Origin of the sequence: Yersinia sp. IP36721 (assembly GCF_003634395.1) — a bacterium.
GTDB classification, from domain to species: domain Bacteria; phylum Pseudomonadota; class Gammaproteobacteria; order Enterobacterales; family Enterobacteriaceae; genus Yersinia; species Yersinia entomophaga.
The window spans coordinates 54,932-76,917 of record NZ_QCZL01000009.1 but is presented as its reverse complement, the minus strand read 5'-3'; the positions used below and the strand labels follow the sequence as shown (position 1 = coordinate 76,917).

The window sequence follows — 21,986 nt, the reverse complement described above, 5'->3', positions numbered from 1 at the left end:
ACAGATAGATAACTTGCTTTTTTATCGTTATCGACGTAGTATTTGCCACGTTTTCGGACGCGGGGTGGAGCAGCCTGGTAGCTCGTCGGGCTCATAACCCGAAGGTCGTCGGTTCAAATCCGGCCCCCGCAACCACTTTCCTAAAGTGTTTTTTTTCAAATAGTAGTATTCGCAGTCCTCAATACTTTCGATTTCAATTTGAAAAAAATACTTGTCAGAAAGTTGTACCGAAGCCGCTTAGCGGCAAACAGGGTCCAGTTGCATAAAGCCCCGAATTTCGGGGTTTTTTGTTATTTGACAGCAGAATCACTGGGCTATTAAGCCCTTTTTTTATGTCTTGGGGGTGGGCTTGTCCACATTAGAACAAAAGTTAACAGAGATTATTTCAGCACCGGTCGAAGCGTTAGGCTACGAATTAGTCGGCATCGAGTTCATCCGGGGGCGCCAATCGACGCTACGAATCTATATTGATAGTGACGATGGTATCACTGTTGATGCTTGTGCTGATGTCAGCCACCAGGTCAGCGCTGTATTGGACGTAGAAGATCCAATCACAGTCGCTTACAACTTGGAAGTTTCCTCTCCGGGCCTTGATCGCCCTATGTTCACCGCCGAACACTATAGTCGTTACCTTGGTGAAACAGTCATCCTGGTTTTGCGTATGGCAATGCAAAACCGCCGGAAATGGCAGGGTATTATTAAAGCTGTTGATGGTGAAATGATCACGGTTACTGTGGATGGAAAAGATGAAGTGTTCGCGCTGAGCAACATCCAGAAAGCGAACCTGGTACCCCACTTTTAAAGTTTGGATGAGGCAACTAGGATGAACAAAGAGATTCTGGCTGTTGTAGAAGCAGTTTCCAATGAGAAATCCCTTCCGCGCGAGAAGATTTTTGAAGCGTTGGAAACCGCTCTAGCGACAGCGACCAAGAAAAAATACGAACAAGAAATTGAAGTCCGTGTCAGCATCGATCGTAAAACCGGCGATTTCGACACCTTCCGTCGTTGGGTCGCTGTTGATGAAGTGACGATGCCAACGCGTGAAATCACGCTGGAAGCCGCTCAATATGAAGACCCAAGCATTCAGTTGGGCGATTATGTCGAAGATCAGATTGAATCCGTAACTTTCGACCGCATTACTACGCAAACCGCGAAGCAGGTTATCGTACAAAAAGTACGTGAAGCTGAGCGTGCGATGGTGGTCGAGCAATTCCGTCAGTATTTAGGCGAGATTGTCACGGGTACAGTGAAAAAAGTTAACCGCGATAGTATCGCGCTGGACTTGGGTAACAACGCTGAAGCGGTGATTGGCCGTGAAGATATGTTGCCACGTGAAAACTTCCGTCCGGGCGACCGCATCCGTGGTGTTCTGTACGACGTGCGTCCTGAAGCTCGCGGCGCGCAGCTGTTTGTCAGCCGCTCCCGTTCAGAAATGCTGATTGAATTGTTCCGTATTGAAGTACCAGAAATTGGTGAAGAGTTGATCGAAATTAAAGCCGCAGCCCGTGATCCGGGTTCTCGTGCTAAGATTGCGGTCAAAACCAACGATAAGCGTATCGATCCTGTGGGTGCCTGTGTAGGTATGCGCGGTGCGCGAGTTCAGGCCGTTTCCAGCGAGCTTGGCGGCGAGCGTATCGATATCGTGTTGTGGGATGATAATCCGGCTCAGTTTGTTATCAATGCCATGGCTCCGGCTGATGTTGCGTCAATCGTTGTTGATGAAGACCGACACACGATGGATGTCGCTGTTGAAGCCAGCAATCTGGCTCAGGCGATTGGCCGTAACGGTCAAAACGTCCGTTTGGCTTCACAGCTTAGCGGCTGGGAGCTGAACGTGATGACAGCAGATGATCTTCAGGCGAAACATCAGGCTGAAGCTCATGCGGCGATCGATACCTTCACCAAACATCTTGATATTGATGAAGATTTCGCCACTGTGTTGGTTGAAGAAGGTTTCTCTTCTCTGGAAGAGTTGGCTTATGTGCCAATCAACGAACTGTTGGAAATAGATGGCCTTGATGAAGATATGGTAGAAGCGCTGCGTGAGCGCGCTAAAGCTGCATTGACCACGCTGGCCCTGGCACAAGAAGAAAGTCTTGGCGATCAAAAACCCGCAGATGACCTACTGAATTTGGAAGGTCTGGAACGTAGCATGGCATTTAAATTGGCTGCGCGCGGTGTGTGTACGCTGGAAGATCTTGCCGAGCAGGGTATCGACGATCTGGCAGATATTGAAGGGTTGAGCGATGAGCAAGCCGGCGAGCTGATTATGGCCGCACGTAATATCTGTTGGTTTGGCGATAATGCGTAATAAACTGTAGCAGGAAGGAACAGCATGACAGATGTAACCGTTAAATCGCTGGCAGCAGAGATTCAGACCCCGGTTGATCGCCTGGTACAGCAGTTTGCTGATGCAGGGATCAAGAAGTCTGAAGTAGACTCCGTTACCCAGCAAGAAAAAGAAACATTGCTGGCGCACCTGAACCGTGAACACGGCAGCGCGCCAAATAAACTCACGTTGCAACGCAAAACGCGTAGCACCTTGAATATTCCGAGCACCGGCGGAAAAAGTAAATCGGTGCAAATCGAGGTCCGCAAGAAACGCACTTATGTAAATACGCCGGAAGCTGAACAAGCGAAAGCGGAAGAGCAGGCACAGCGTGAAGCGGAAGAGCAGGCACAACGTGAAGCAGCAGCGGCAGCGCAGAAAATCGCTGAAGAAAATGCTAAACGTGCGGCCGAAGAACAAGCCAAACGTGAGGCCGCTGAAAAAGCTAAACGCCAAGCAGCGGAAAAAGAAAAAGTGACGAATCAACAAACCGACGAAAAAACCAAGCCAGCTCAGACCGATAAAGCACGCCGTGAAGCTGAAGCTGCCGAGCTGAAACGCTCTGTAGAAGAAGAAACACGCCGTAAGGTCGAAGAAGACGCGAAACGCGTTGCTGAAGAGGCCCGTAAAATGGCGGCTGAAAACGAAGGTAAATGGCCAGAACCTGTGGCTGAGCAGACCGAGTCTGCTGACTACCATGTAACGACCTCTCAACATGCTCGCGCCGCAGAAGATGAAAACGACGCGAAAGTTGAAGGCGATCGCCGTAGCCGCACTCGTGGTGGCAAAGCGACTAAACAGAAAAAAGGCAATAAACTTTCCGAGTCTAAAGCCGATCGCGAAGAAGCGCGTGCCGTTGGCCGTAAGGGTAAACGTAAGCCAAGCACTTTGCAGCAGAGCTTCAACAAGCCAGTGGTTGCGGTAAACCGTGACGTAGTGATTGGCGAAACTGTTACCGTTGCCGAACTGGCTAACAAAATGGCTGTTAAAGGTTCTCAGGTCATCAAAGCGATGATGAAACTGGGTGCAATGGCAACCATCAACCAGGTTATCGATCAGGAAACAGCTCAGCTGGTTGCTGAAGAGATGGGCCACAAAGTTATCCTGCGTCGTGAAAACGAGCTGGAAGAAGCGCTGATGAGCGACCGTGATACAGGTACTGGTATTGCAGCTGAGTCACGCGCTCCAGTTGTCACCATCATGGGCCACGTTGACCACGGTAAAACCTCTCTGCTGGACTACATCCGCTCCACTAAAGTGGCGTCGGGCGAAGCAGGCGGCATTACTCAGCACATCGGTGCTTATCACGTTGAAACTGACAACGGCATGATCACCTTCCTGGATACCCCAGGACACGCAGCGTTTACTTCAATGCGTGCTCGTGGTGCTCAGGCGACAGATATCGTTGTTCTGGTTGTTGCGGCAGACGATGGCGTGATGCCACAGACTATCGAAGCTATCCAGCATGCGAAAGCGGCGAACGTGCCGGTTGTCGTTGCAGTGAACAAAATGGATAAGCCAGAAGCCGATCCAGACCGCGTTAAAACCGAACTGTCTCAGTACGGCATCCAGCCGGAAGAGTGGGGCGGCGAGTCTCAGTTCATCAACGTGTCTGCTAAAGCGGGTACAGGTATTGACGAACTGTTGAACGCAATCCTGCTGCAAGCTGAAGTGCTGGAACTGAAAGCGGTTCGTAGCGGCATGGCAAGCGGTGTGGTTATCGAATCCTTCCTGGATAAAGGCCGTGGCCCAGTTGCTACCGTGCTGGTTCAAGAAGGAACGCTGAACAAGGGCGATATCGTACTGTGTGGCTTCGAGTATGGCCGTGTGCGTGCGATGCGTGACGAATTAGGTCGCGACATCACCTCCGCTGGTCCGTCTATTCCGGTTGAAATTCTGGGTCTGTCCAGCGTTCCTGCTGCCGGTGACGAAGTTACCGTTGTTCGTGATGAGAAAAAAGCGCGTGAAGTTGCACTGTATCGTCAGGGTAAATTCCGCGAAGTTAAACTGGCTCGTCAGCAGAAATCTAAACTGGAAAACATGTTTGCGAACATGACCGAAGGCGAAGTTTCTGAACTGAACATCGTAATCAAGTCTGACGTACAGGGTTCTTGTGAAGCTATCTGTGATTCACTGGAAAAACTGTCTACCGACGAAGTGAAAGTGCGCATTGTGGGTTCAGGCGTTGGTGGTATCACCGAAACTGATGCAACTCTGGCCGCTGCTTCTGGCGCAATCATTCTTGGCTTTAACGTCCGTGCTGATGCTTCAGCCCGTCGCGTAGTTGAGACTGAAGGCCTGGATCTGCGTTACTACTCCGTTATCTATAGCCTGATTGACGAAGTCAAGCAGGCAATGAGCGGTATGTTGGCACCAGAGTACAAACAGCAAATCATTGGTCTGGCTGAAGTTCGTGATGTATTTAAATCACCGAAATTCGGCGCCATTGCTGGTTGTATGGTTACCGAAGGTGTGATTAAGCGTAACAACCCAATCCGCGTTCTGCGTGACAACGTGGTTATCTACGAAGGCGAGCTGGAATCTCTGCGCCGCTTCAAAGATGACGTAAACGAAGTCCGTAACGGTATGGAATGTGGTATCGGCGTTAAGAACTACAACGACGTGCGTACTGGCGATATGATCGAAGTATTCGAAATCATTGAAATCAAACGTACCATCGCTTAACGACCTCTGATCTGCTTATATCCATTTGGGGGGCCTTGGCCCCCCTACTTGTCTGGAGAATCCTAATGGCAAAAGAATTTAGCCGCTCTCAGCGCGTTTCTCAGGAAATGCAAAAAGAGATCGCAATCATTCTACAGCGTGAAATCAAAGATCCTCGTGTCGGTATGGCGACGGTGTCGGGTATCGAACTTTCTCGCGATCTGGCCTACGCCAAGGTTTTTGTCACTTTCCTGAATGTATTAACCGACAATGCCGATCCTGATACGGTCAAAAACGGTATCAAGGCACTGCAAGACGCTTCCGGTTATATCCGTACTTTGCTGGGTAAAGCCATGCGTTTGCGCATTGTGCCCGAGCTGACATTTGCCTATGACAACTCCCTGATTGAAGGGATGCGTATGTCTAACCTGGTCACAAACGTCATCAAAAATGACGTTGAGCGTCAGACCTCTACAGGCACTGACGAGGAGAAGTAATGGGTCGACCACGTCGTCGTGGCCGTGACATTAACGGTGTTCTGTTATTGGACAAACCGTTAGGCCTCTCATCAAATGACGTTTTGCAGAAAGTGAAGCGTCTTTTCAGTGCTAACCGTGCAGGTCATACCGGTGCATTGGACCCATTAGCTACCGGTATGCTGCCTATCTGTCTGGGCGAAGCGACCAAGTTTTCTCAATTCCTGCTGGATTCTGATAAACGCTATCGCGTGATTGCCCGTCTGGGCCAACGTACCGATACCTCTGATGCAGAGGGTGCGTTGATTAGCGAGCGTGACGTCAATTTCACTCAGGAACAGCTGGATGCCGCGTTGGATAGTTTCCGCGGTGACACCCAGCAAGTGCCTTCCATGTATTCTGCGCTGAAACATCAGGGCAAACCGCTGTACGAGTATGCTCGTCAGGGAATCGAAGTGGAGCGAGAAGCCCGTGATATCACGGTCTATGAGCTGCAATTCATTCGTTGGGAAGGTTATGAGCTGGAGCTGGAAATTCATTGCTCAAAAGGTACCTACATTCGCACCATCATTGATGATTTGGGCGAAATGTTAGGCTGCGGTGCCCATGTCAGCTATCTGCGTCGTTTGCAGGTTGCAACTTATCCGAGCGATCGGATGGTGACACTGGAGCAACTAAGCGCCATGGTTGAAACGGCTCAGGCCGAAGAGCGTTCACCTAACCCGGAACTGGATAAACTGTTGCTCCCAATGGATAGCGCAGTGTTGAATTTCCCGGAAGTGAATTTGCTGCCAATCGTTGCAGCTTATGTGAAACAGGGTCAACCGGTTCAGGTGGCGGGTGCGCCAACTGAAGGCATGGTCCGCATGACCGAAGGCGAAGAGCGCAATTTCATCGGCATCGGTATTATTGCTGATGATGGCAGAGTCGCACCGAAACGTTTGGTTGTGGAACACGTAGAATAGGCGCAATCGGCCTATCTTGCGATCCCACACATCAAAGAGTAGAATAGTCCGGCTTACATATTGGGTTGCTGAATTAGAGATCGGCGCCTGTCTAATTTAATCTATTATTTGGAGTTGTATTATGTCTCTAAGTGTTGAAGCGAAAGCTAAAATTGTTGCTGACTTCGGTCGTGGTGCTAACGACACCGGTTCTAGCGAAGTTCAGGTTGCTCTGTTGACTGCACAAATTAACCATTTGCAAAGTCACTTCTCCGAGCACAAAAAAGATCACCACAGCCGTCGTGGTCTGCTGCGTATGGTATCCACGCGTCGTAAGCTGCTGGACTACCTGAAGCGTGAAGATGTAGCGCGTTATGCTTCCCTGATCGAGCGTCTGGGTCTGCGTCGCTAAGTCTGCGAGTTTCGAGTAGAAAGGGGCCTAATTTGGCCCCTTTCTTCTAAGAACCGATGACAGAAAACGTTAACGTATTGTTATTGTTTCTAAAATAGGATCTTCCGTTACAGCATTTCGCGCGGCTAATGAGAGACTTTAGCTCAATGGTGAGTTAAGGGTTGTCATTAGTCGCGAGGATGTAGTGTGAAGATCGGTAAGTAACAGGTGGATCAGGTCGTCAATACGATCGAGCGCCGATCAAGCTAAAGGATATTATTTTGCTGACTCCGATTATTCGTAAGTTCCAGTACGGTCAACATACCGTGACCATTGAAACCGGTATGATGGCTCGCCAGGCAACTGCTGCCGTTATGGTAAGCATGGACGACACCGCAGTATTCGTTACTGTTGTTGGCCAGAAAAAAGCCAAGCCAGGCCAAAGCTTCTTCCCACTGACCGTTAACTATCAGGAGCGTACTTACGCTGCTGGTCGTATCCCAGGCAGTTTCTTCCGTCGTGAAGGCCGTCCAAGCGAAGGCGAAACCCTGACCTCTCGCCTGATTGACCGTCCGATTCGCCCTCTGTTCCCAGAAGGCTTTCTGAATGAAGTTCAGGTTATCGCGACCGTTGTTTCCGTTAACCCACAGGTTAACCCGGACATCGTTGCTCTGATCGGTGCATCTGCGGCTCTGAGCCTGTCAGGTATTCCATTCAACGGCCCAATCGGTGCTGCACGCGTTGGTTTTATCAATGACCAATACGTTCTGAACCCGACGACCGATGAGCTGAAAGAAAGTCGTCTGGATCTGGTTGTTGCCGGTACAGCTGCCGCAGTATTGATGGTTGAATCCGAAGCAGACATCCTGAGCGAAGATCAAATGCTGGGCGCAGTGGTATTCGGTCACGAACAACAACAGGTTGTGATTGAAAACATCAACGCACTGGTTGCTGAAGCGGGCAAACCTAAGTGGGATTGGCAGCCAGAAGCGGTTAACGAAGCGCTGTATGCGCGCGTTGCTGAATTGGCCAGCGCACGTCTGGGCGATGCATACCGTATTACCGAGAAACAAGAGCGTTACACTCAGGTTGATGCAATCAAAGCTGAAGTGACCGAATCTCTGCTGGCGGCAGACGAGACTCTGGATGCTTCAGAAATTCAGGACATCCTGGGCAGCGTAGAGAAAGACGTGGTTCGTAGCCGTGTTCTGCGTGGCGAGCCGCGTATCGATGGCCGCGAAAAAGACATGATCCGTGGTCTGGACGTTCGTACTGGCGTATTGCCACGTACTCACGGTTCAGCACTGTTCACCCGTGGCGAAACTCAGGCGCTGGTAACCGCGACTCTGGGTACCGCACGTGACGCGCAAAATATTGATGAACTGATGGGTGAGCGTACTGACTCATTCCTGCTACACTATAACTTCCCTCCTTACTCTGTTGGTGAAACAGGTATGGTTGGTTCACCTAAGCGTCGTGAGATTGGCCATGGCCGTCTGGCGAAACGCGGTGTGTTGGCCGTTATGCCAAGCCCGAGCGAATTCCCCTATACCATTCGTGTGGTTTCTGAAATCACCGAATCTAACGGTTCTTCCTCAATGGCTTCCGTTTGTGGTGCTTCTCTGGCCCTGATGGACGCTGGCGTGCCAATCAAAGCCGCCGTTGCGGGTATCGCAATGGGTCTGGTTAAAGATGAAGAAAACTTTGTGGTTCTGTCCGATATCTTGGGTGACGAAGATCACTTGGGCGACATGGACTTCAAAGTAGCGGGTAGCCGTGAAGGTATTACCGCGCTGCAAATGGATATTAAAATCGAAGGTATTACCCGCGAAATCATGCAGGAAGCACTGAGCCAGGCCAAGGGTGCGCGTCTGCACATTCTGGGCGTAATGGAACAGGCTATCAGCACACCACGTGGTGATATCTCCGAGTTCGCTCCACGTATCTACACCATGAAGATCAACTCTGACAAAATCAAAGATGTGATCGGTAAAGGTGGTTCTGTGATTCGTGCGCTGACGGAAGAAACAGGTACTACCATCGAAATCGAAGATGATGGCACCATCAAGATTGCAGCAACTGACGGCGAAAAAGCGAAACACGCTATTCGTCGCATCGAAGAAATCACTGCTGAAATCGAAGTGGGTCGCATCTACGCTGGTAAAGTAACTCGTATCGTTGATTTCGGTGCGTTCGTTGCTATCGGTGGCGGTAAAGAAGGTTTGGTTCATATTTCTCAAATCGCTGACAAGCGCGTAGAGAAAGTGACTGATTACCTGCAAATGGGCCAGGAAGTGCCAGTTAAGGTAATGGAAGTTGACCGTCAGGGTCGTATTCGCCTGAGCATCAAAGAAGCGACTACGCCTGATGCAGAAGCTCCAGCGCCTGAAGCAGCAGAGTAATTAAGTCCGTTTTCAACTCCTTGCCAAGAGGCAGGGAGTTGTTCTTATCTCGAGGGCAGGACGCTCTTGTGTTAAACAAGCGGATGAAAGGACGTTTATCCAATGTTTGTCTTCGGGAGTAGGAAATGAAGCCTTTCTTGCGCTGGTGTTACGTTGCGACAGCACTCATGCTGGCAGGATGCAGCAACAATGATTGGCGTAAGGATGAGGTTTTGGCTATCCCGTTGCAGCCTACGCTGCAGCAGGAAGTGATTCTAGCTCGCATGGAACAGATCCTTGCAAGCCGGGCACTAACGGATGATGAGCGCGCGCAGCTTTTATATGAGCGCGGAGTGCTGTATGATAGCCTCGGGCTACGGGCACTAGCGCGAAATGATTTTTCGCAAGCGTTAGCTATTCGTCCTGATATGCCAGAAGTTTTTAACTATCTGGGCATTTATTTAACGCAGGCAGGCAATTTTGATGCTGCCTATGAAGCGTTTGATTCTGTACTAGAGCTTGATCCAACTTACAATTACGCGCGTTTAAATCGGGGCATCGCACTTTATTATGGCGGTCGCTTCCCGTTAGCGCAGGATGATCTGCAGGCGTTTTATCAAGACGATCCAAATGATCCCTTCCGTTCGTTATGGCTGTACCTGGTGGAAAAAGAAATTGATCCCAAGGCTGCCGAAGTAGCGTTGAAACAACGCTATGAAAAGTCGAACAGAGGGCAATGGGGATGGAATATTGTCGAATTCTACTTGGGGAATATCAGCGAAAAAACGCTGATGGAACGCCTCAAGGCGGATGCAACGGATAACACTTCGCTCGCTGAGCATCTCAGTGAAACTGACTTCTATTTAGGTAAACATTACCTAAGTCTGGGGGACAAGAACACCGCTTCGGCGCTGTTCAAACTGACGGTAGCTAACAACGTTCATAACTTTGTTGAGCACCGCTATGCATTGTTGGAATTGGCGCTTTTGGGCCAAGAACAAGACGACCTATCGGAATCGGACCAGCAATAGCTGACGGACAACTATTAGCCTGATATACCTTGGTTTTAACCAATGTTTATCACCTTCGCGGGTGATGGCCTTTTTGTTCGTTTTATAATCTAATTTGAGCCGGTTCACACTTTTCAATGAAAATGACTGAAAATTTTCTCGACGAGTTATGTAGACTGGCTGCCATTATTAATGAGGCACGTGTACATGACTACTGAGCTTGAAACCTCTTTTGCTGATTTGGGGCTGTCCGCTCCTATTCTTTCTGCCCTTACTGATCTGGGCTACGAAAAACCATCTCCAATTCAATTGGAATGTATTCCACACCTGCTGAACGGCCGTGATGTTCTCGGCATGGCGCAGACCGGTAGTGGTAAAACAGCTGCTTTCGGGCTTCCGCTGTTGCACAACATTGACCCAACGCTGAAAGCACCACAGGTGCTGGTACTGGCTCCAACTCGTGAGCTGGCAGTTCAGGTTGCGGAAGCATTATCTAGCTTCTCTAAACATATTAGCGGCGTTAACGTGGTGGCCCTGTACGGCGGCCAGCGTTATGACGTTCAATTACGCGCTTTGCGCCAAGGGCCACAAGTTGTTGTTGGCACCCCAGGTCGTCTGTTAGACCACCTGAAACGCGGTACCCTGAACCTGTCCAACCTGAGCGGTTTAGTGTTGGATGAAGCAGATGAAATGCTGCGTATGGGCTTTATCGAAGACGTAGAGACCATCATGGCGCAGATCCCGGCTGAACATCAGACCGCTCTGTTCTCTGCAACTATGCCAGAAGCTATTCGTCGTATTACCCGTCGCTTCATGAAAGAGCCACAGGAAGTACGCATTCAGTCTAGCAATACTACTCGTCCTGACATCAGTCAGAGCTACTGGAAAGTCGGCGGCGGTTACCGTAAAAACGAAGCGTTGGTGCGTTTCTTGGAATCTGAAGATTTCGACGCGGCAATCATCTTCGTGCGTACCAAAAACGCAACGTTGGAAGTGGCTGAAACTCTGGAGCGCAGTGGCTACAGCAGTGCAGCACTGAACGGCGATATGAACCAGTCCCTGCGTGAGCAGACTCTGGAACGTCTGCGCGATGGTCGTTTGGATATCCTGATTGCAACTGACGTGGCTGCTCGTGGCCTGGACGTTGAGCGTATCAGCCTGGTTGTAAACTATGATATCCCTATGGATTCAGAGTCTTACGTTCACCGTATCGGCCGTACCGGTCGTGCAGGTCGTGCGGGCCGTGCGTTGCTGTTCGTTGAGAACCGTGAACGTCGTCTGTTGCAGAACATCGAACGTACGATGAAGCTGACCATTCCAGAAGTGATGTTACCAAATGCAGAATTACTGGGCGAACGTCGTCTGGCTAAATTCGCGGCTAAAGTTAGCCAGCAGCTGGAAAGTAGCGATCTGGACGTATACCGTGGTCTGTTGACTAAACTGCAACCAGAAGATGAGTTCGATATCGAAACTCTGGCCGCTGCGCTGCTGAAAATGGCACAGGGCGAACGTCCTCTGATTCTGCCACCAGAGCCAGTACGTCGTCCGCAGCGTGAGTTCAGCCCGCGTGAAGACCGTGGCAACGATCGTGGCGATCGCCGTGAGCGTCGTCCGGAAAGCCGTGACGGTGGCGAGCGTCCTGCGCGTCGCGAACGTCGTGACGTTGGCGAGATGGAACTGTACCGCATTGAAGTGGGCCGTGATGATGGTGTTGAAGTTCGTCATATCGTTGGCGCTATTGCTAACGAAGGCGACATCAGTAGCCGTTATATCGGGAATATCAAGCTGTTCGCTTCCCACTCAACCATTGAGCTGCCAAAAGGCATGCCGGGCGATATGCTGTCTCATTTCACCCGTACTCGTATCCTGAACAAGCCGCTGAACATGCAGCTGTTGGGTGATGCGCAGCCTCACGAACGTCGTGAGCGTGCTCCAGGTGCTGGCGCAGAGCGTCGTGGCGGTGGTCGTTCATTCGGCGGCGAACGTCGTGAAGGCGGCAACGGTGCTCCACGTCGTTCATTCGGCGGTGAGCGTCGCGAAGGCGGCAATGGCGGCGAACGTCGTGGCAACCGTGACGCTCAACGTCCAGCTGCCGCACCACGTCGTGATGATGCAGCCGCTCCGGCAGCAGCACCAGCCCGTCGTCGTTTCGGTGACGCATAAGTCATAATCATCTGAATGATGAAAACAAAAACCAGCCTTAGGGCTGGTTTTTTTTATGTCTGTAATTAAAGGATTAGCTTAAATCTGCGTGGGGTTAAGCATATCTTGCTGTAAACCGGCGACAATTTCGAAGGAACGCAGGCGAGCCTGATGATCAAAAATCTGTCCGTTAATCATGATTTCATCCGCCTGAGTCTCACGCAGCAAAGATTGCAGTCCGTGGCGGACTTTACTTTCATCGCCAATTATCGATAACCGTAGCGCCTGATCCACGCCAAACTGTTCCGCCGGTGAACAGATGCTGGACATATCCTGCACCGGAGGAGGAAGTTGCCCTGGTGTGCCACGACGTAGATTAACAAACTGCTGCTGCATGGAAGTAAACAGGAAGCGAGCATCCTGTACGCTATCGGCAGCGACGACGTTAACGCAAACAATGGCGTAAGGCTGCGACCATTCGGCAGAGGGTTTGAAGTTCTCCCGATAGAGTTTCAGTGCCTGAAGCAGCATGTCTGGTGCAAAGTGAGAGGCAAAAGCGAAAGGCAGGCCCATAGCGGCGGCCAGCTGAGCGCTGTACAAGCTAGAACCGAGTAACCATAGCGGAACATGCAAGCCTTGTCCCGGAACGGCCTGCACTGCTTGCTCGGGCTGTGCTTCGGCGAAATAACGCTGTAATTCACGCACGTCCGCAGGGAAATTATCTTCACCGGACAAATGGCGGCGAAGTGCCATCATAGTGCGTTGATCGCTTCCCGGTGCTCGGCCCAACCCCAAATCTATTCGATTAGGATACAGAGAGGCTAGGGTACCAAACTGCTCGGCAATCACTAACGGAGAGTGGTTTGGCAGCATCACGCCACCGGAGCCAAGACGGATTTTTTTGGTTCCAGAGGCGATATAGCCAATTAATACCGAAGTCGCTGCGCTGGCAATGCCAGTCATATTGTGGTGTTCAGCCAGCCAGTAGCGTTGATATCCCCAGTCTTCAGCGCGTTGAGCCAGATCCAATGACGCATGGAAAGCATCGCGAGGGGTTTTTCCCTTGGCTATCGGGGAAAGATCCAAAACGGAAAGGGGGATAAGGCGTTTATCAGTCATAGAAATCGTCCATCTTACCTTATGTCGGTTCGCTTGAAGGGCGAGCGCATGAATTAACCTGCTGCTGTGAAAGCTCTGGTAAATAGCGGGTGATTTATTACCAGAGCTGGGAATTTACCTTTAAAGCATAAATGAAATTGCTTGCCCACAAGGGGAAATAAATGCTTCGCCTGATTGGGGCCTTTGTCTCATTTTTATCCGAATTTTGTTCAATTAAAGTGCTGTTGAGTATTTTATTTCGGCTTTGGCTTTCTCGTTGGAATAAGATAGTGAAAGTGGTAGTTGATAATGCTGAAATGCTGCGTTAAGAAGTGAACATAAAATATTTTATGCTGTTTCAATGGCTGCGGGCTGGTTTTATTGTGACGGTAACAGCAGAATGCCGATTAACCATTAATTAATTGTGGTTAATCATTTTTGATAGGCATCACAAATGTTACCGTGATTATCTTCGGTTTCATCTGCACTTCAATGAGTTCTTTCAGTCTATCTTATTAATAATCAATTGATTAGAATGCTGCGTCGATAATGACAGCATAAAGTAGCAGGGACAGCGCTCAGAGGGAGATAGATCTTCAGAATAACCCTCTTGAGGTAGAATTATTTTCTATTGAGGCCAGCGGAAGACATGGATGTTAAAACAATATTCTCTGTACGCAAGCGTAATATAGCCAAAAAATAAAAACACCTGCCTGTCTGATAACGCCTATTTTCAGGGCGATGATCGGATAACTGACTCTGTACATTTTAATAACGATAAAACCTACTAACCAGAGAATAAAGGCGAGAGCTATTATGGAAACGGCAAGTTCTAATAAGAGCATCATTTTAATTGACTCTCCGGCGGCACAGCGTGCAAATATGTCTGAAAGCCAATGGCGTGAAGCAATTAAATTTGATAGTACAGATTTTGGCTGGGTCATTATGAGCATCGGGATGGCTATCGGAGCCGGGATTGTGTTTTTACCGGTTCAGGTAGGATTGATGGGGCTTTGGGTATTTTTGTTATCATCAATTATTGGTTATCCTGCGATGTATTTATTTCAGCGTTTATTTATTAATACGCTGGCTGAATCTCCAGAGTGTAAAGACTATCCCAGTGTGATTAGCGGGTATTTAGGAAAAAACTGGGGAATAATATTAGGTGCACTGTATTTTATTATGTTGGTGATCTGGATGTTTGTTTATTCCACCGCCATCACGAATGATAGTGCCTCTTATCTGCAAACTTTTGGCGTGACGGAAGGATTATTATCCGATAATCCGTTCTATGGTTTGGTGCTGATTTGTGTCTTGGTCGCTATTTCCTCCCGAGGGGAAAAACTGCTGTTTAAGTTATCCAGCTTTATGGTGATAACAAAACTGTTAGTGGTTGCGGCCTTAGGCGTCTCTATGGTTGGCATGTGGCATCTTTACAACGTAGGCCTACTGCCACCGGTGGGTTTGCTGATCAAAAATGCCATTATCACTCTGCCATTCACTCTGACTTCCATTCTGTTTATCCAGACGCTAAGCCCAATGGTTATTTCTTATCGGGCAAAAGAAAAGTCGCTGGAAGTTGCACGGCACAAAGCGCTCAGAGCCATGAATATCGCATTCGGAATTCTATTCTGTACCGTGTTTTTCTATGCGGTTTCATTTACCTTAGCAATGGGGCATGACGAAGCGGTAAAAGCTTACGAGCAAAATATTTCTGCTTTGGCAATTGCAGCTAAATTTTTCCCTGGTGGCTGGGCAACGGTCGTTAGCGTTATTTTAAATATATTCGCCGTGATGACCGCATTCTTTGGCGTGTATTTAGGATTCCGCGAAGCAACTCAGGGCATTGTGATGAATATATTACGTCGCATAATGCCTGCGGAGAAAATAAATCAGAAATGGGTGCAAAATGGAATTATGGTCTTTGCCGTATTATTGGCATGGGGCGCCATTATTTTAAATGCGCCAGTATTAAGTTTCACCTCTATTTGTAGCCCGATATTTGGTCTGGTTGGTTGTTTGATTCCTGCCTATCTGGTTTATAAAGTTCCAGCACTGCATAAATATAAAGGTGTGTCTTTGATGATTATTATCATCACCGGCATTTTACTGTGTATTTCACCTTTCCTGGCGTTTTCATAAGTTAACGGCATCTGATATTACCTGCTGTAAAGGTTGAAGGTATTCATTATGAGTCACTGTAGTCATTCAGAGTTATGGGATGAATTCATCCGCGCGGTAAAACAGGAAGTTCAACCCGCTATCGGCTGCACCGAACCTGTTTCGTTGGCATTGGCCGCGGCTATAGCCGCATCTCATTTGTCAGGAGCCATCGAACGTATTGAAGCACGTGTTTCCCCCAATTTGATGAAGAACGGGATGGGCGTTACTGTGCCGGGAACCGGCATGGTCGGGTTAACAATAGCTGCCGCCGTGGGGGCGCTGGCTGGCGATGCTCAGGCGGGTTTGGAAGTGCTGAAGCACATTAGCGCGGAGAAACTGGCAGCCGCGAAAGCTATGCTGTCTCAGGGAAGCGTTCGGGTCACGATGCAGGAAAGTAAATATATCCTGTTTTCCGAAGCGACGTTATATAGCGGTGATGAATGGGTGACTGCCACTATTGCCGGTGGGCATACGAGGTTGGTTAACATTGTAAGAAATGGTGAAGTACTGTTTGCATTCGGTGATTCTGGCCATGAAATTCATGATGGGAATGAACCTACACTGGGTTATTGCTTGAAGCAGGCCGATGCTCGTTCAGTTTATCAGTTCGCCACAGAGGTTCCATTTGAGCGTATCGCCTTTATTCTACAGGCGGCGCGACTAAATGGTGCGCTGTCTGATGAGGGGTTGAGCGGCAATTATGGCCTGCATATTGGTGCAACGCTGGCTCGCCAGCGGCAGCGTGGATTACTGGCGCAAGACTTATTGTCGAATATTATGATTCGCACCGCTGCCGCTTCAGATGCGCGCATGGGCGGGGCAACGTTGCCGGCGATGAGTAATTCAGGATCGGGAAATCAGGGGATTGCGGCCACTATGCCGGTCGTGGTGGTGGCGGAGCATCTGGGAGCCAGTGAGGAACAGCTGGCGCGGGCGTTGATGCTATCTCATTTGATGGCGATTTATATCCATAGCCAGCTCCCGTCATTGTCGGCTTTGTGTGCCGCAACCACCGCTTCTATGGGGGCCGCGGCGGGAATGGCATGGCTAATTGAACCGGGTTATGACGCTGTAGCTATGGCGATTAGCAGCATGATCGGCGACATTAGCGGCATTATCTGCGACGGCGCGGCCAATAGCTGCGCGATGAAAGTCTCAACCAGCGTAACGGCAGCTTATAAAGCGGTGCTTATGGCGTTGGATCACAGCGGCGTAACCGGCAACGAAGGCATAGTCGCGGGGGATGTCGATAGCTCCATTTCCAATCTGTGCGCTCTGGCTTGTGGCGCGATGAGGCAAACCGATAGCCAGATTATCGATATTATGGCTCATAAGGCATGTGTCTGAAATCACGCTAAATTAGGCAAAAAAATGGGAGAGGCAGAAATACCTCTCCCTGTTTATTTCCAACTTATCGAACCTTAAGAAACCAGTTCCAAACCGGCTACCCGACGCCAGTAACCATTGCAGTCGGCTTTATCCGTCAGGGTCAGCGGAGCCAGACCTTTTTCATTGGCACGGAATTTATCGATCATGGTGAGCGCTTCGGTACTGTGTGGCGATAAACGCACGATATCCACCAATCCTTGCATAGAAATTAGGTCATTACCTAGGTTATAGCAGTAACCACTTTGCGTCTGAATGCCATTGAGAACAAATACTTGCTGATTTTCCTGTGAGAGAATACTGCGCCCCTGAGGGTACTTGATGCAGCAGGTCTCGCACTCGTCTTTAGCTCGATCCTCGGAACGAGCGGTAAAGCAGCGAGCCGAATAAGCTAACGGCAGATAGCCGTAAGCCAGCACTTCTACTTCGAATTTATTACGGAATCCCAGCTCATCACACTGAATCAGCATGTTTTCCAACCAGTCTCGCGAGAGCTCTACCGGCATACACCAACGCATCATGCCCTGACGATGTAGAATACGCAGGGTATAGGCGTTATAGCAGTTGAGCGCGTGGCCTGCTACGAAGGGCAGTCCTCGCTCAGCGGCCATATTCACCGTACCAAAGTCATTGGCTTCTAACAGAAAATCGCCGTTTTCTACATAACGTTTGAGTTCAGTCAGTTCTGAAGGGGCCTGTAGCAATGCAAGGGTAGAAATCGCTACCTGCTTTCCGCTGGAAGCGACTTGTTTCGCCAGTTCCAGCCAGTCGCCTACTTTCATTTCACGTCGTTTGGTACAAACGTTTTCACCAAGATAAATAATATCGGCACTGCTTTCACAGGCTTTCTGATAGAAAGCCTCAATATCTGTTTTTGGCCAGTAATAAAGCACTGCGCCCAATGAGTATTTCATGCTTTTTCCACCCTACTGCCACTTGCGATGATAAGCGCCCAGCGTTGTTTGGGTGCCTTCTGACATCGAACCTAGTTGCTCCATCCATTCGGTTTTTGCTGCGAATTTTGCCGGTTCTTTCTGATAGAGGTCGATGGCCTGACGCCAGACTTTAGCAACCTGGCTGACGTAAGCCGGGCTACGTTGGCGGCCTTCAATTTTGACCGAAGCGATATTGGCCGCGAAAAGTTCCGGCAACAGCTCCAGCGTATTGAGGCTGGTGGGTTCTTCCAGCGCGTGGTAACGCTGCCCGTCAACCAGGTAGCGACCTTTGCACAACGTGGGGTAACCGGCGTTTTCATCGTCCTGATAGCGGTCGATCAGCACTTCGTTCAGGCGGGATTCCATGCCCTGCGGCGTCTGTTGCCAGCGCACATAGCGGGCCGGAGAACAGGCACCGACGGTATTGGGAGATTCACCGGTAAGATAGGAGGAAAGGTAACAGCGGCCTTCAGCCATAATGCACAGGCTACCGAAAGCAAAAACTTCCAGCGGCACCGGGCTGGTGCGGGAAAGCTGTTTTACCTGATGCATAGACAGCACTCGCGGTAAAACTACCCTTGCTACATCAAAGTTGCGTTGGTAAAAACGGATGGCCTCGTCGTTTGTAGCCGAAGCCTGAACCGAAACGTGGCGTTCCACCTCGGGATAGCGCTCGGCGGCATATTCCAGCATCGCCAAATCTGCCAGTATCAACGCATCTGCACCCAGTTGAGCCGCCATATCGACGGCGCGTTGCCAGCGGGAAAAACCGTCCGGATGGGCAAAAGTGTTGATGGCAATGTGCAGCTTACGTTTCCGGCTGTGAACGTAATTCACCGCCTCTTGCAGCTTTTTATCGGTAAAATTCAGTCCGGCAAAATGGCGGGCGTTAGTATCATCTTTCAAGCCGATGTACACAGCATCAGCGCCGTTATCCACCGCAGCTTTTAGCGCGGGCAAATTACCGGCAGGACAAAGCAGCTCCATAGAAATTTCCTGAATGAGTCAGCGGCAATACCTCGGCATTACCAGAGGTAGTAAATAATCCTCATCCGTAGATGATCGTGGTGACATGGATAATTTTAACGAGGAGCAATTTTAGTTAACCTGCTGCAGACATATCTTGATTTGGGGCAGTTTCTTCCGCATTGCTGATAGTGTTCTGATATTTAGCAAAGAAAGCATCGGTAATCTGGTGCAGAATTTATTGATTTAGTCCGCGTGGGTCGTCTATCCGTGTGGCAAAATAGAAACCGATGAATTCAAAGGAGTCAGCCTGTGTTGGGAAAACTACGAGCACACCTTGTGCGCCAAGGGCCTGCGCTGCTGCGGGCCCCGCTGAAAATTACGCCTTTTGCTGTGCAGCGTCAGGTACTGGAACAGGTACTAAGCTGGCAGTTCCGCCAGGCGCTTGAAGAGGGCGATCTGAAGTTTCTTGCTGGTCGTTGGCTGAAGATTGAAGTGCGGGATCTCGCATTACAATGGTTTATGACAGTGGAAAACGGTAGGCTGGTGGTGAGCCAACAGGCGGACGCTGATGTCAGCTTCAGTGGTGATGCCAACGATCTTGTATTGATCGCTGCCCGTAAAGAAGATCCGGACACGCTGTTTTTCCAGCGTCGACTGCGTATTGAAGGGGATACCGAATTGGGCCTGTATGTAAAAAATTTGATGGATGCCATCGAGTTGGAATCCATGCCAACATTGCTACGAGTGGGTCTGCAACAACTGGCCGATTTTATTGAAGCAGGGCAACAAGAGGGCGCGGAGCAGACTTCCCGTGCCGTGGTATCGTGTTGATCCGTACCGAGATCCCAGTAGACGCACCGGGGATCGATAAACTGCTGCGTGAGTCTTTTCCCAGCGATGGGGAAGCAAAGCTGGTGCAACAACTGCGTGAAGACGGTTTACTGACGCTAGGTATCGTCGCGACCGATGATGAAGGTGGCGTGGTGGGCTATGCAGCATTCAGCCCGGTAGATATTGAAGGGGAAGATCGTCAGTGGGTCGGTTTGGGTCCTCTGGCCGTGAAAGAAGATTTACGCCGTCAGGGGTTGGGCGAAAAACTGGTATATGAAGGTTTGGACGCGCTGAATGAATTCGGCTATTCCGCCGTGGTGGTACTGGGCGATCCGGCATACTATCAGCGTTTTGGTTTCAAACCTGCGGCTGACGCTCAGCTATATTGCCGTTGGCCAGGTTGCGAAGCGGCATTTCAGGTTTACTCACTGGCTCCCGATGCTTTGGATGGAGTCACTGGCCAGGTAAATTACGCCGAAGCCTTTAATCAGCTGTAATTATTGCTGATTTTTCAGGTAACAGTAAATCTGCTACACAAGAAGGCTGGTCGCGTACCAGCCTTTCTTTTTGCTTTTTTGTCAGCTGTTTCAGGCGATATTCCAGTTTTAGCGCGGTGGAGCGATCGCCCGCCACGCAGTGAAAAACCAGGTTCAATTCTCCTTTTCCTCGCAAAGATTTAGCGCCTTTACCCGACTGATGCTGTGCCAGACGGCGTGAAACATCGGTAGTTATACCGGTATATAAACTGCCTGCGGCGGTACGAATCAGATAAATAGACCAGATGCTTTCCGACATAACGCTCTCTGTTGAATGAGGGGCGGGAATATTATCGTCGGAATCAGGACTGAAGCACGGTTTTTTTATCCGGTATGAAAAACCGGAGGAAACAACGCGGACGGCAAAGGGCTTGCCGCCCGTGAAGCTGCTGCTTATTTGGTTTTATCTGCCAGAGCAAAGCGAGGTGAAACCAGGCCGTAGAGCGTCCAGCCCAGGAAGGTCACAATCGCGCCCCACATCATGGCTTCCTGACCTGAGCTATACAGGGCGTAGAAGCTATACATGGCACCGATAAAGGCAATGATATTGGCTCGACGAGCCTTAGCTGCCGGTACGTTAGCGGCTTTTTGAATGATAACCAAAGCAGCCATAGACAAAATATATGGAATGATGTTGGTTACGACCGCCAGATTGACCAGCACATTGAACTGTTTATTCAGCGATGGGCTGATAGTCATCAGAGACAGGACGCTCTGAATAATGACGATGGTCAACATGCCTTTGATCGGCGCATTGGCTTTACTCACTTTAGAGAAGATTTTCGGGAAGAAACCTTCGTCCGCAGAGGATTTGAATACCTGTGCGATGGTGAACTGCCAGCCGAGTAGGGAACCTACGCAGGACATAATCATTAGCGCCATAATTATTTTACCCACGGCAGGGGTAAACATATAGGCAAATGCCAGACCGAAAGGCGCAGTGGAATTAGCCAGATCCATGTTTGGTACGATACCGGCAATCACGTTGGTCGAAATAATGTAGATAAAGGCCGCGCCTAAAGTACCGCCCAGCACGGCGATAGGAACATTACGCTCAGGATTTTCTACCGCATCGGTATTGGCACAGGCGGATTCCAGACCCAGGAAGGCCCATAGAGTCATGGAGATGGATGAACCGATAGCTTCAAAGGTTGGGAAACCGTGTGGGTTCCAGGAGGCGACATAGGCATCGGCGCTAAACCACCACCAACCGATAACTGAAATACCCAGCACAGGAATGATAACGCCCCAAATGGTTACACTACTGATTTGGCCGGTAATGCGTGCGCCGCCAAAGTTAGCGACTGTTGCTAACCAGAGGACGCCAATGGTCGCCAGACAGATCCCCAGCGGGCTGAGAGTGCTGCCCAGCAATTCAGTACCATAGCCAACGGCAGAAATAGCGATGGCGATATTGGCGATCAGCAACGATGCACCGTAGGTATAGTTCGCCATAAAGTTGCCGGATTTACCAAAGGCATATTCGGCGTAGCCGCCCATACCGCCAGATTTACGGCTGAACATGCCGCATTGGGCGAAAGCATAGGCCAGCGCCATGGAACCTACGGCGGTGACAAGCCAAGATACGATAGAAATGGTGCCGACTTCGGCGAGTTTAGTTGGTAGCATAATTATGCCAGAACCCATCATGTTAACCGCCGTCAGAATGGTTAACTGTACTACGCCCATCTTATTATTAGATTTACTCATATTATTTTCTCTTTTTATCTT

18 protein-coding genes and 1 tRNA gene are annotated in these 21,986 nt (G+C 49.8%); 14 read left to right on the top strand and 5 right to left on the bottom strand.

Annotation, left to right across the window (positions count from 1 at the left end; translation table 11 throughout):
- Positions 1-58 precede the first annotated feature (58 nt).
- The 10 genes from DBA33_RS09715 (at position 59) to DBA33_RS09665 (ending at position 12,358) form a co-directional block, all read left to right on the top strand.
- A tRNA-Met gene (locus DBA33_RS09715) sits at positions 59-135 on the top strand.
- Between the two features lie 214 nt (positions 136-349).
- Positions 350-802, top strand: a complete 453-nt coding sequence (rimP, locus tag DBA33_RS09710; RefSeq protein WP_064516124.1) for a ribosome maturation factor RimP — start codon at positions 350-352, stop codon at positions 800-802.
- Between the two features lie 21 nt (positions 803-823).
- On the top strand, positions 824-2,311 hold the full coding sequence (gene nusA / locus DBA33_RS09705) for a transcription termination factor NusA (protein WP_064516126.1): 1,488 nt from the start codon (positions 824-826) through the stop codon (positions 2,309-2,311).
- A gap of 24 nt (positions 2,312-2,335) precedes the next feature.
- Positions 2,336-5,014 carry a translation initiation factor IF-2 gene (gene infB / locus DBA33_RS09700; protein WP_064516128.1) on the top strand — a complete coding sequence of 893 codons (2,679 nt, stop codon included), beginning with the start codon at positions 2,336-2,338 and terminating at the stop codon, positions 5,012-5,014.
- A 65-nt stretch (positions 5,015-5,079) separates the two neighbouring features.
- Complete coding sequence (rbfA, locus tag DBA33_RS09695) at positions 5,080-5,490, top strand: 30S ribosome-binding factor RbfA (protein WP_049599431.1); 411 nt, start codon at positions 5,080-5,082, stop codon at positions 5,488-5,490.
- Positions 5,490-6,434 (top strand): tRNA pseudouridine(55) synthase TruB, encoded by a 945-nt coding sequence (gene truB / locus DBA33_RS09690; RefSeq protein WP_064516130.1) that lies wholly within the window; start codon positions 5,490-5,492, stop codon positions 6,432-6,434. Before rbfA ends, truB begins: the two co-directional genes overlap by 1 nt.
- Positions 6,435-6,555: 121 nt before the next feature.
- Positions 6,556-6,825 carry a 30S ribosomal protein S15 gene (gene rpsO / locus DBA33_RS09685; protein ID WP_049599438.1) on the top strand — a complete coding sequence of 90 codons (270 nt, stop codon included), beginning with the start codon at positions 6,556-6,558 and terminating at the stop codon, positions 6,823-6,825.
- Positions 6,826-7,085: 260 nt separating this feature from the next.
- Positions 7,086-9,206 (top strand): polyribonucleotide nucleotidyltransferase, encoded by a 2,121-nt coding sequence (gene pnp / locus DBA33_RS09680; RefSeq protein ID WP_064516133.1) that lies wholly within the window; start codon positions 7,086-7,088, stop codon positions 9,204-9,206.
- 125 nt (positions 9,207-9,331) lie between these two features.
- On the top strand, positions 9,332-10,216 hold the full coding sequence (gene nlpI / locus DBA33_RS09675) for a lipoprotein NlpI (RefSeq protein ID WP_049599443.1): 885 nt from the start codon (positions 9,332-9,334) through the stop codon (positions 10,214-10,216).
- Between the two features lie 186 nt (positions 10,217-10,402).
- Positions 10,403-12,358, top strand: a complete 1,956-nt coding sequence (locus DBA33_RS09665) for a DEAD/DEAH family ATP-dependent RNA helicase (protein WP_064516136.1) — start codon at positions 10,403-10,405, stop codon at positions 12,356-12,358.
- 78 nt (positions 12,359-12,436) lie between these two features.
- On the opposite strand, the gene DBA33_RS09660 is transcribed toward DBA33_RS09665, so the two are convergent.
- Positions 12,437-13,456, bottom strand: coding sequence for a luciferase-like monooxygenase (locus DBA33_RS09660; RefSeq protein WP_120806338.1), 1,020 nt, complete (start codon positions 13,454-13,456; stop codon positions 12,437-12,439).
- A gap of 795 nt (positions 13,457-14,251) precedes the next feature.
- On the opposite strand from DBA33_RS09660, the gene DBA33_RS09650 reads away from it, so the two are divergent.
- A complete protein-coding gene (locus tag DBA33_RS09650; protein ID WP_049599453.1) occupies positions 14,252-15,577 on the top strand; it encodes an amino acid permease in 1,326 nt (441 codons plus the stop codon).
- A gap of 48 nt (positions 15,578-15,625) precedes the next feature.
- The gene (locus DBA33_RS09645; protein WP_064516143.1) at positions 15,626-16,945 is read left to right on the top strand and encodes an L-serine ammonia-lyase, iron-sulfur-dependent, subunit alpha; all 1,320 of its coding nucleotides are present in this window, start codon (positions 15,626-15,628) and stop codon (positions 16,943-16,945) included.
- A 74-nt stretch (positions 16,946-17,019) separates the two neighbouring features.
- Here the strand turns inward: DBA33_RS09645 and DBA33_RS09640 are convergent, their stop codons facing one another.
- Together DBA33_RS09640 and DBA33_RS09635 are read right to left on the bottom strand one after the other, a co-directional pair.
- The gene (locus DBA33_RS09640; protein WP_064516145.1) at positions 17,020-17,898 is read right to left on the bottom strand and encodes a U32 family peptidase; all 879 of its coding nucleotides are present in this window, start codon (positions 17,896-17,898) and stop codon (positions 17,020-17,022) included.
- A gap of 12 nt (positions 17,899-17,910) precedes the next feature.
- Positions 17,911-18,906: a peptidase U32 family protein gene (locus DBA33_RS09635; protein ID WP_064516147.1), complete on the bottom strand. Its 996-nt coding sequence runs from the start codon at positions 18,904-18,906 to the stop codon at positions 17,911-17,913.
- Positions 18,907-19,197: 291 nt separating this feature from the next.
- On the opposite strand from DBA33_RS09635, the gene DBA33_RS09630 reads away from it, so the two are divergent.
- Both DBA33_RS09630 and DBA33_RS09625 read left to right on the top strand, forming a co-directional pair.
- Entirely contained in the window at positions 19,198-19,719 is a 522-nt protein-coding gene (locus DBA33_RS09630) for an SCP2 domain-containing protein (RefSeq protein ID WP_064516149.1), read from the top strand.
- Positions 19,713-20,216: an N-acetyltransferase gene (locus DBA33_RS09625; protein WP_120806335.1), complete on the top strand. Its 504-nt coding sequence runs from the start codon at positions 19,713-19,715 to the stop codon at positions 20,214-20,216. The genes DBA33_RS09630 and DBA33_RS09625 overlap by 7 nt, the downstream gene beginning before the upstream one ends.
- Here the strand turns inward: DBA33_RS09625 and DBA33_RS09620 are convergent.
- Positions 20,203-20,514 carry a GIY-YIG nuclease family protein gene (locus DBA33_RS09620; RefSeq protein ID WP_064516153.1) on the bottom strand — a complete coding sequence of 104 codons (312 nt, stop codon included), beginning with the start codon at positions 20,512-20,514 and terminating at the stop codon, positions 20,203-20,205. The genes DBA33_RS09625 and DBA33_RS09620 overlap by 14 nt on opposite strands.
- A 134-nt stretch (positions 20,515-20,648) precedes the next feature.
- Positions 20,649-21,965 carry a putrescine-ornithine antiporter gene (gene potE, locus DBA33_RS09615; RefSeq protein ID WP_064516155.1) on the bottom strand — a complete coding sequence of 439 codons (1,317 nt, stop codon included), beginning with the start codon at positions 21,963-21,965 and terminating at the stop codon, positions 20,649-20,651.
- Positions 21,966-21,986: the final 21 nt, after the last annotated feature.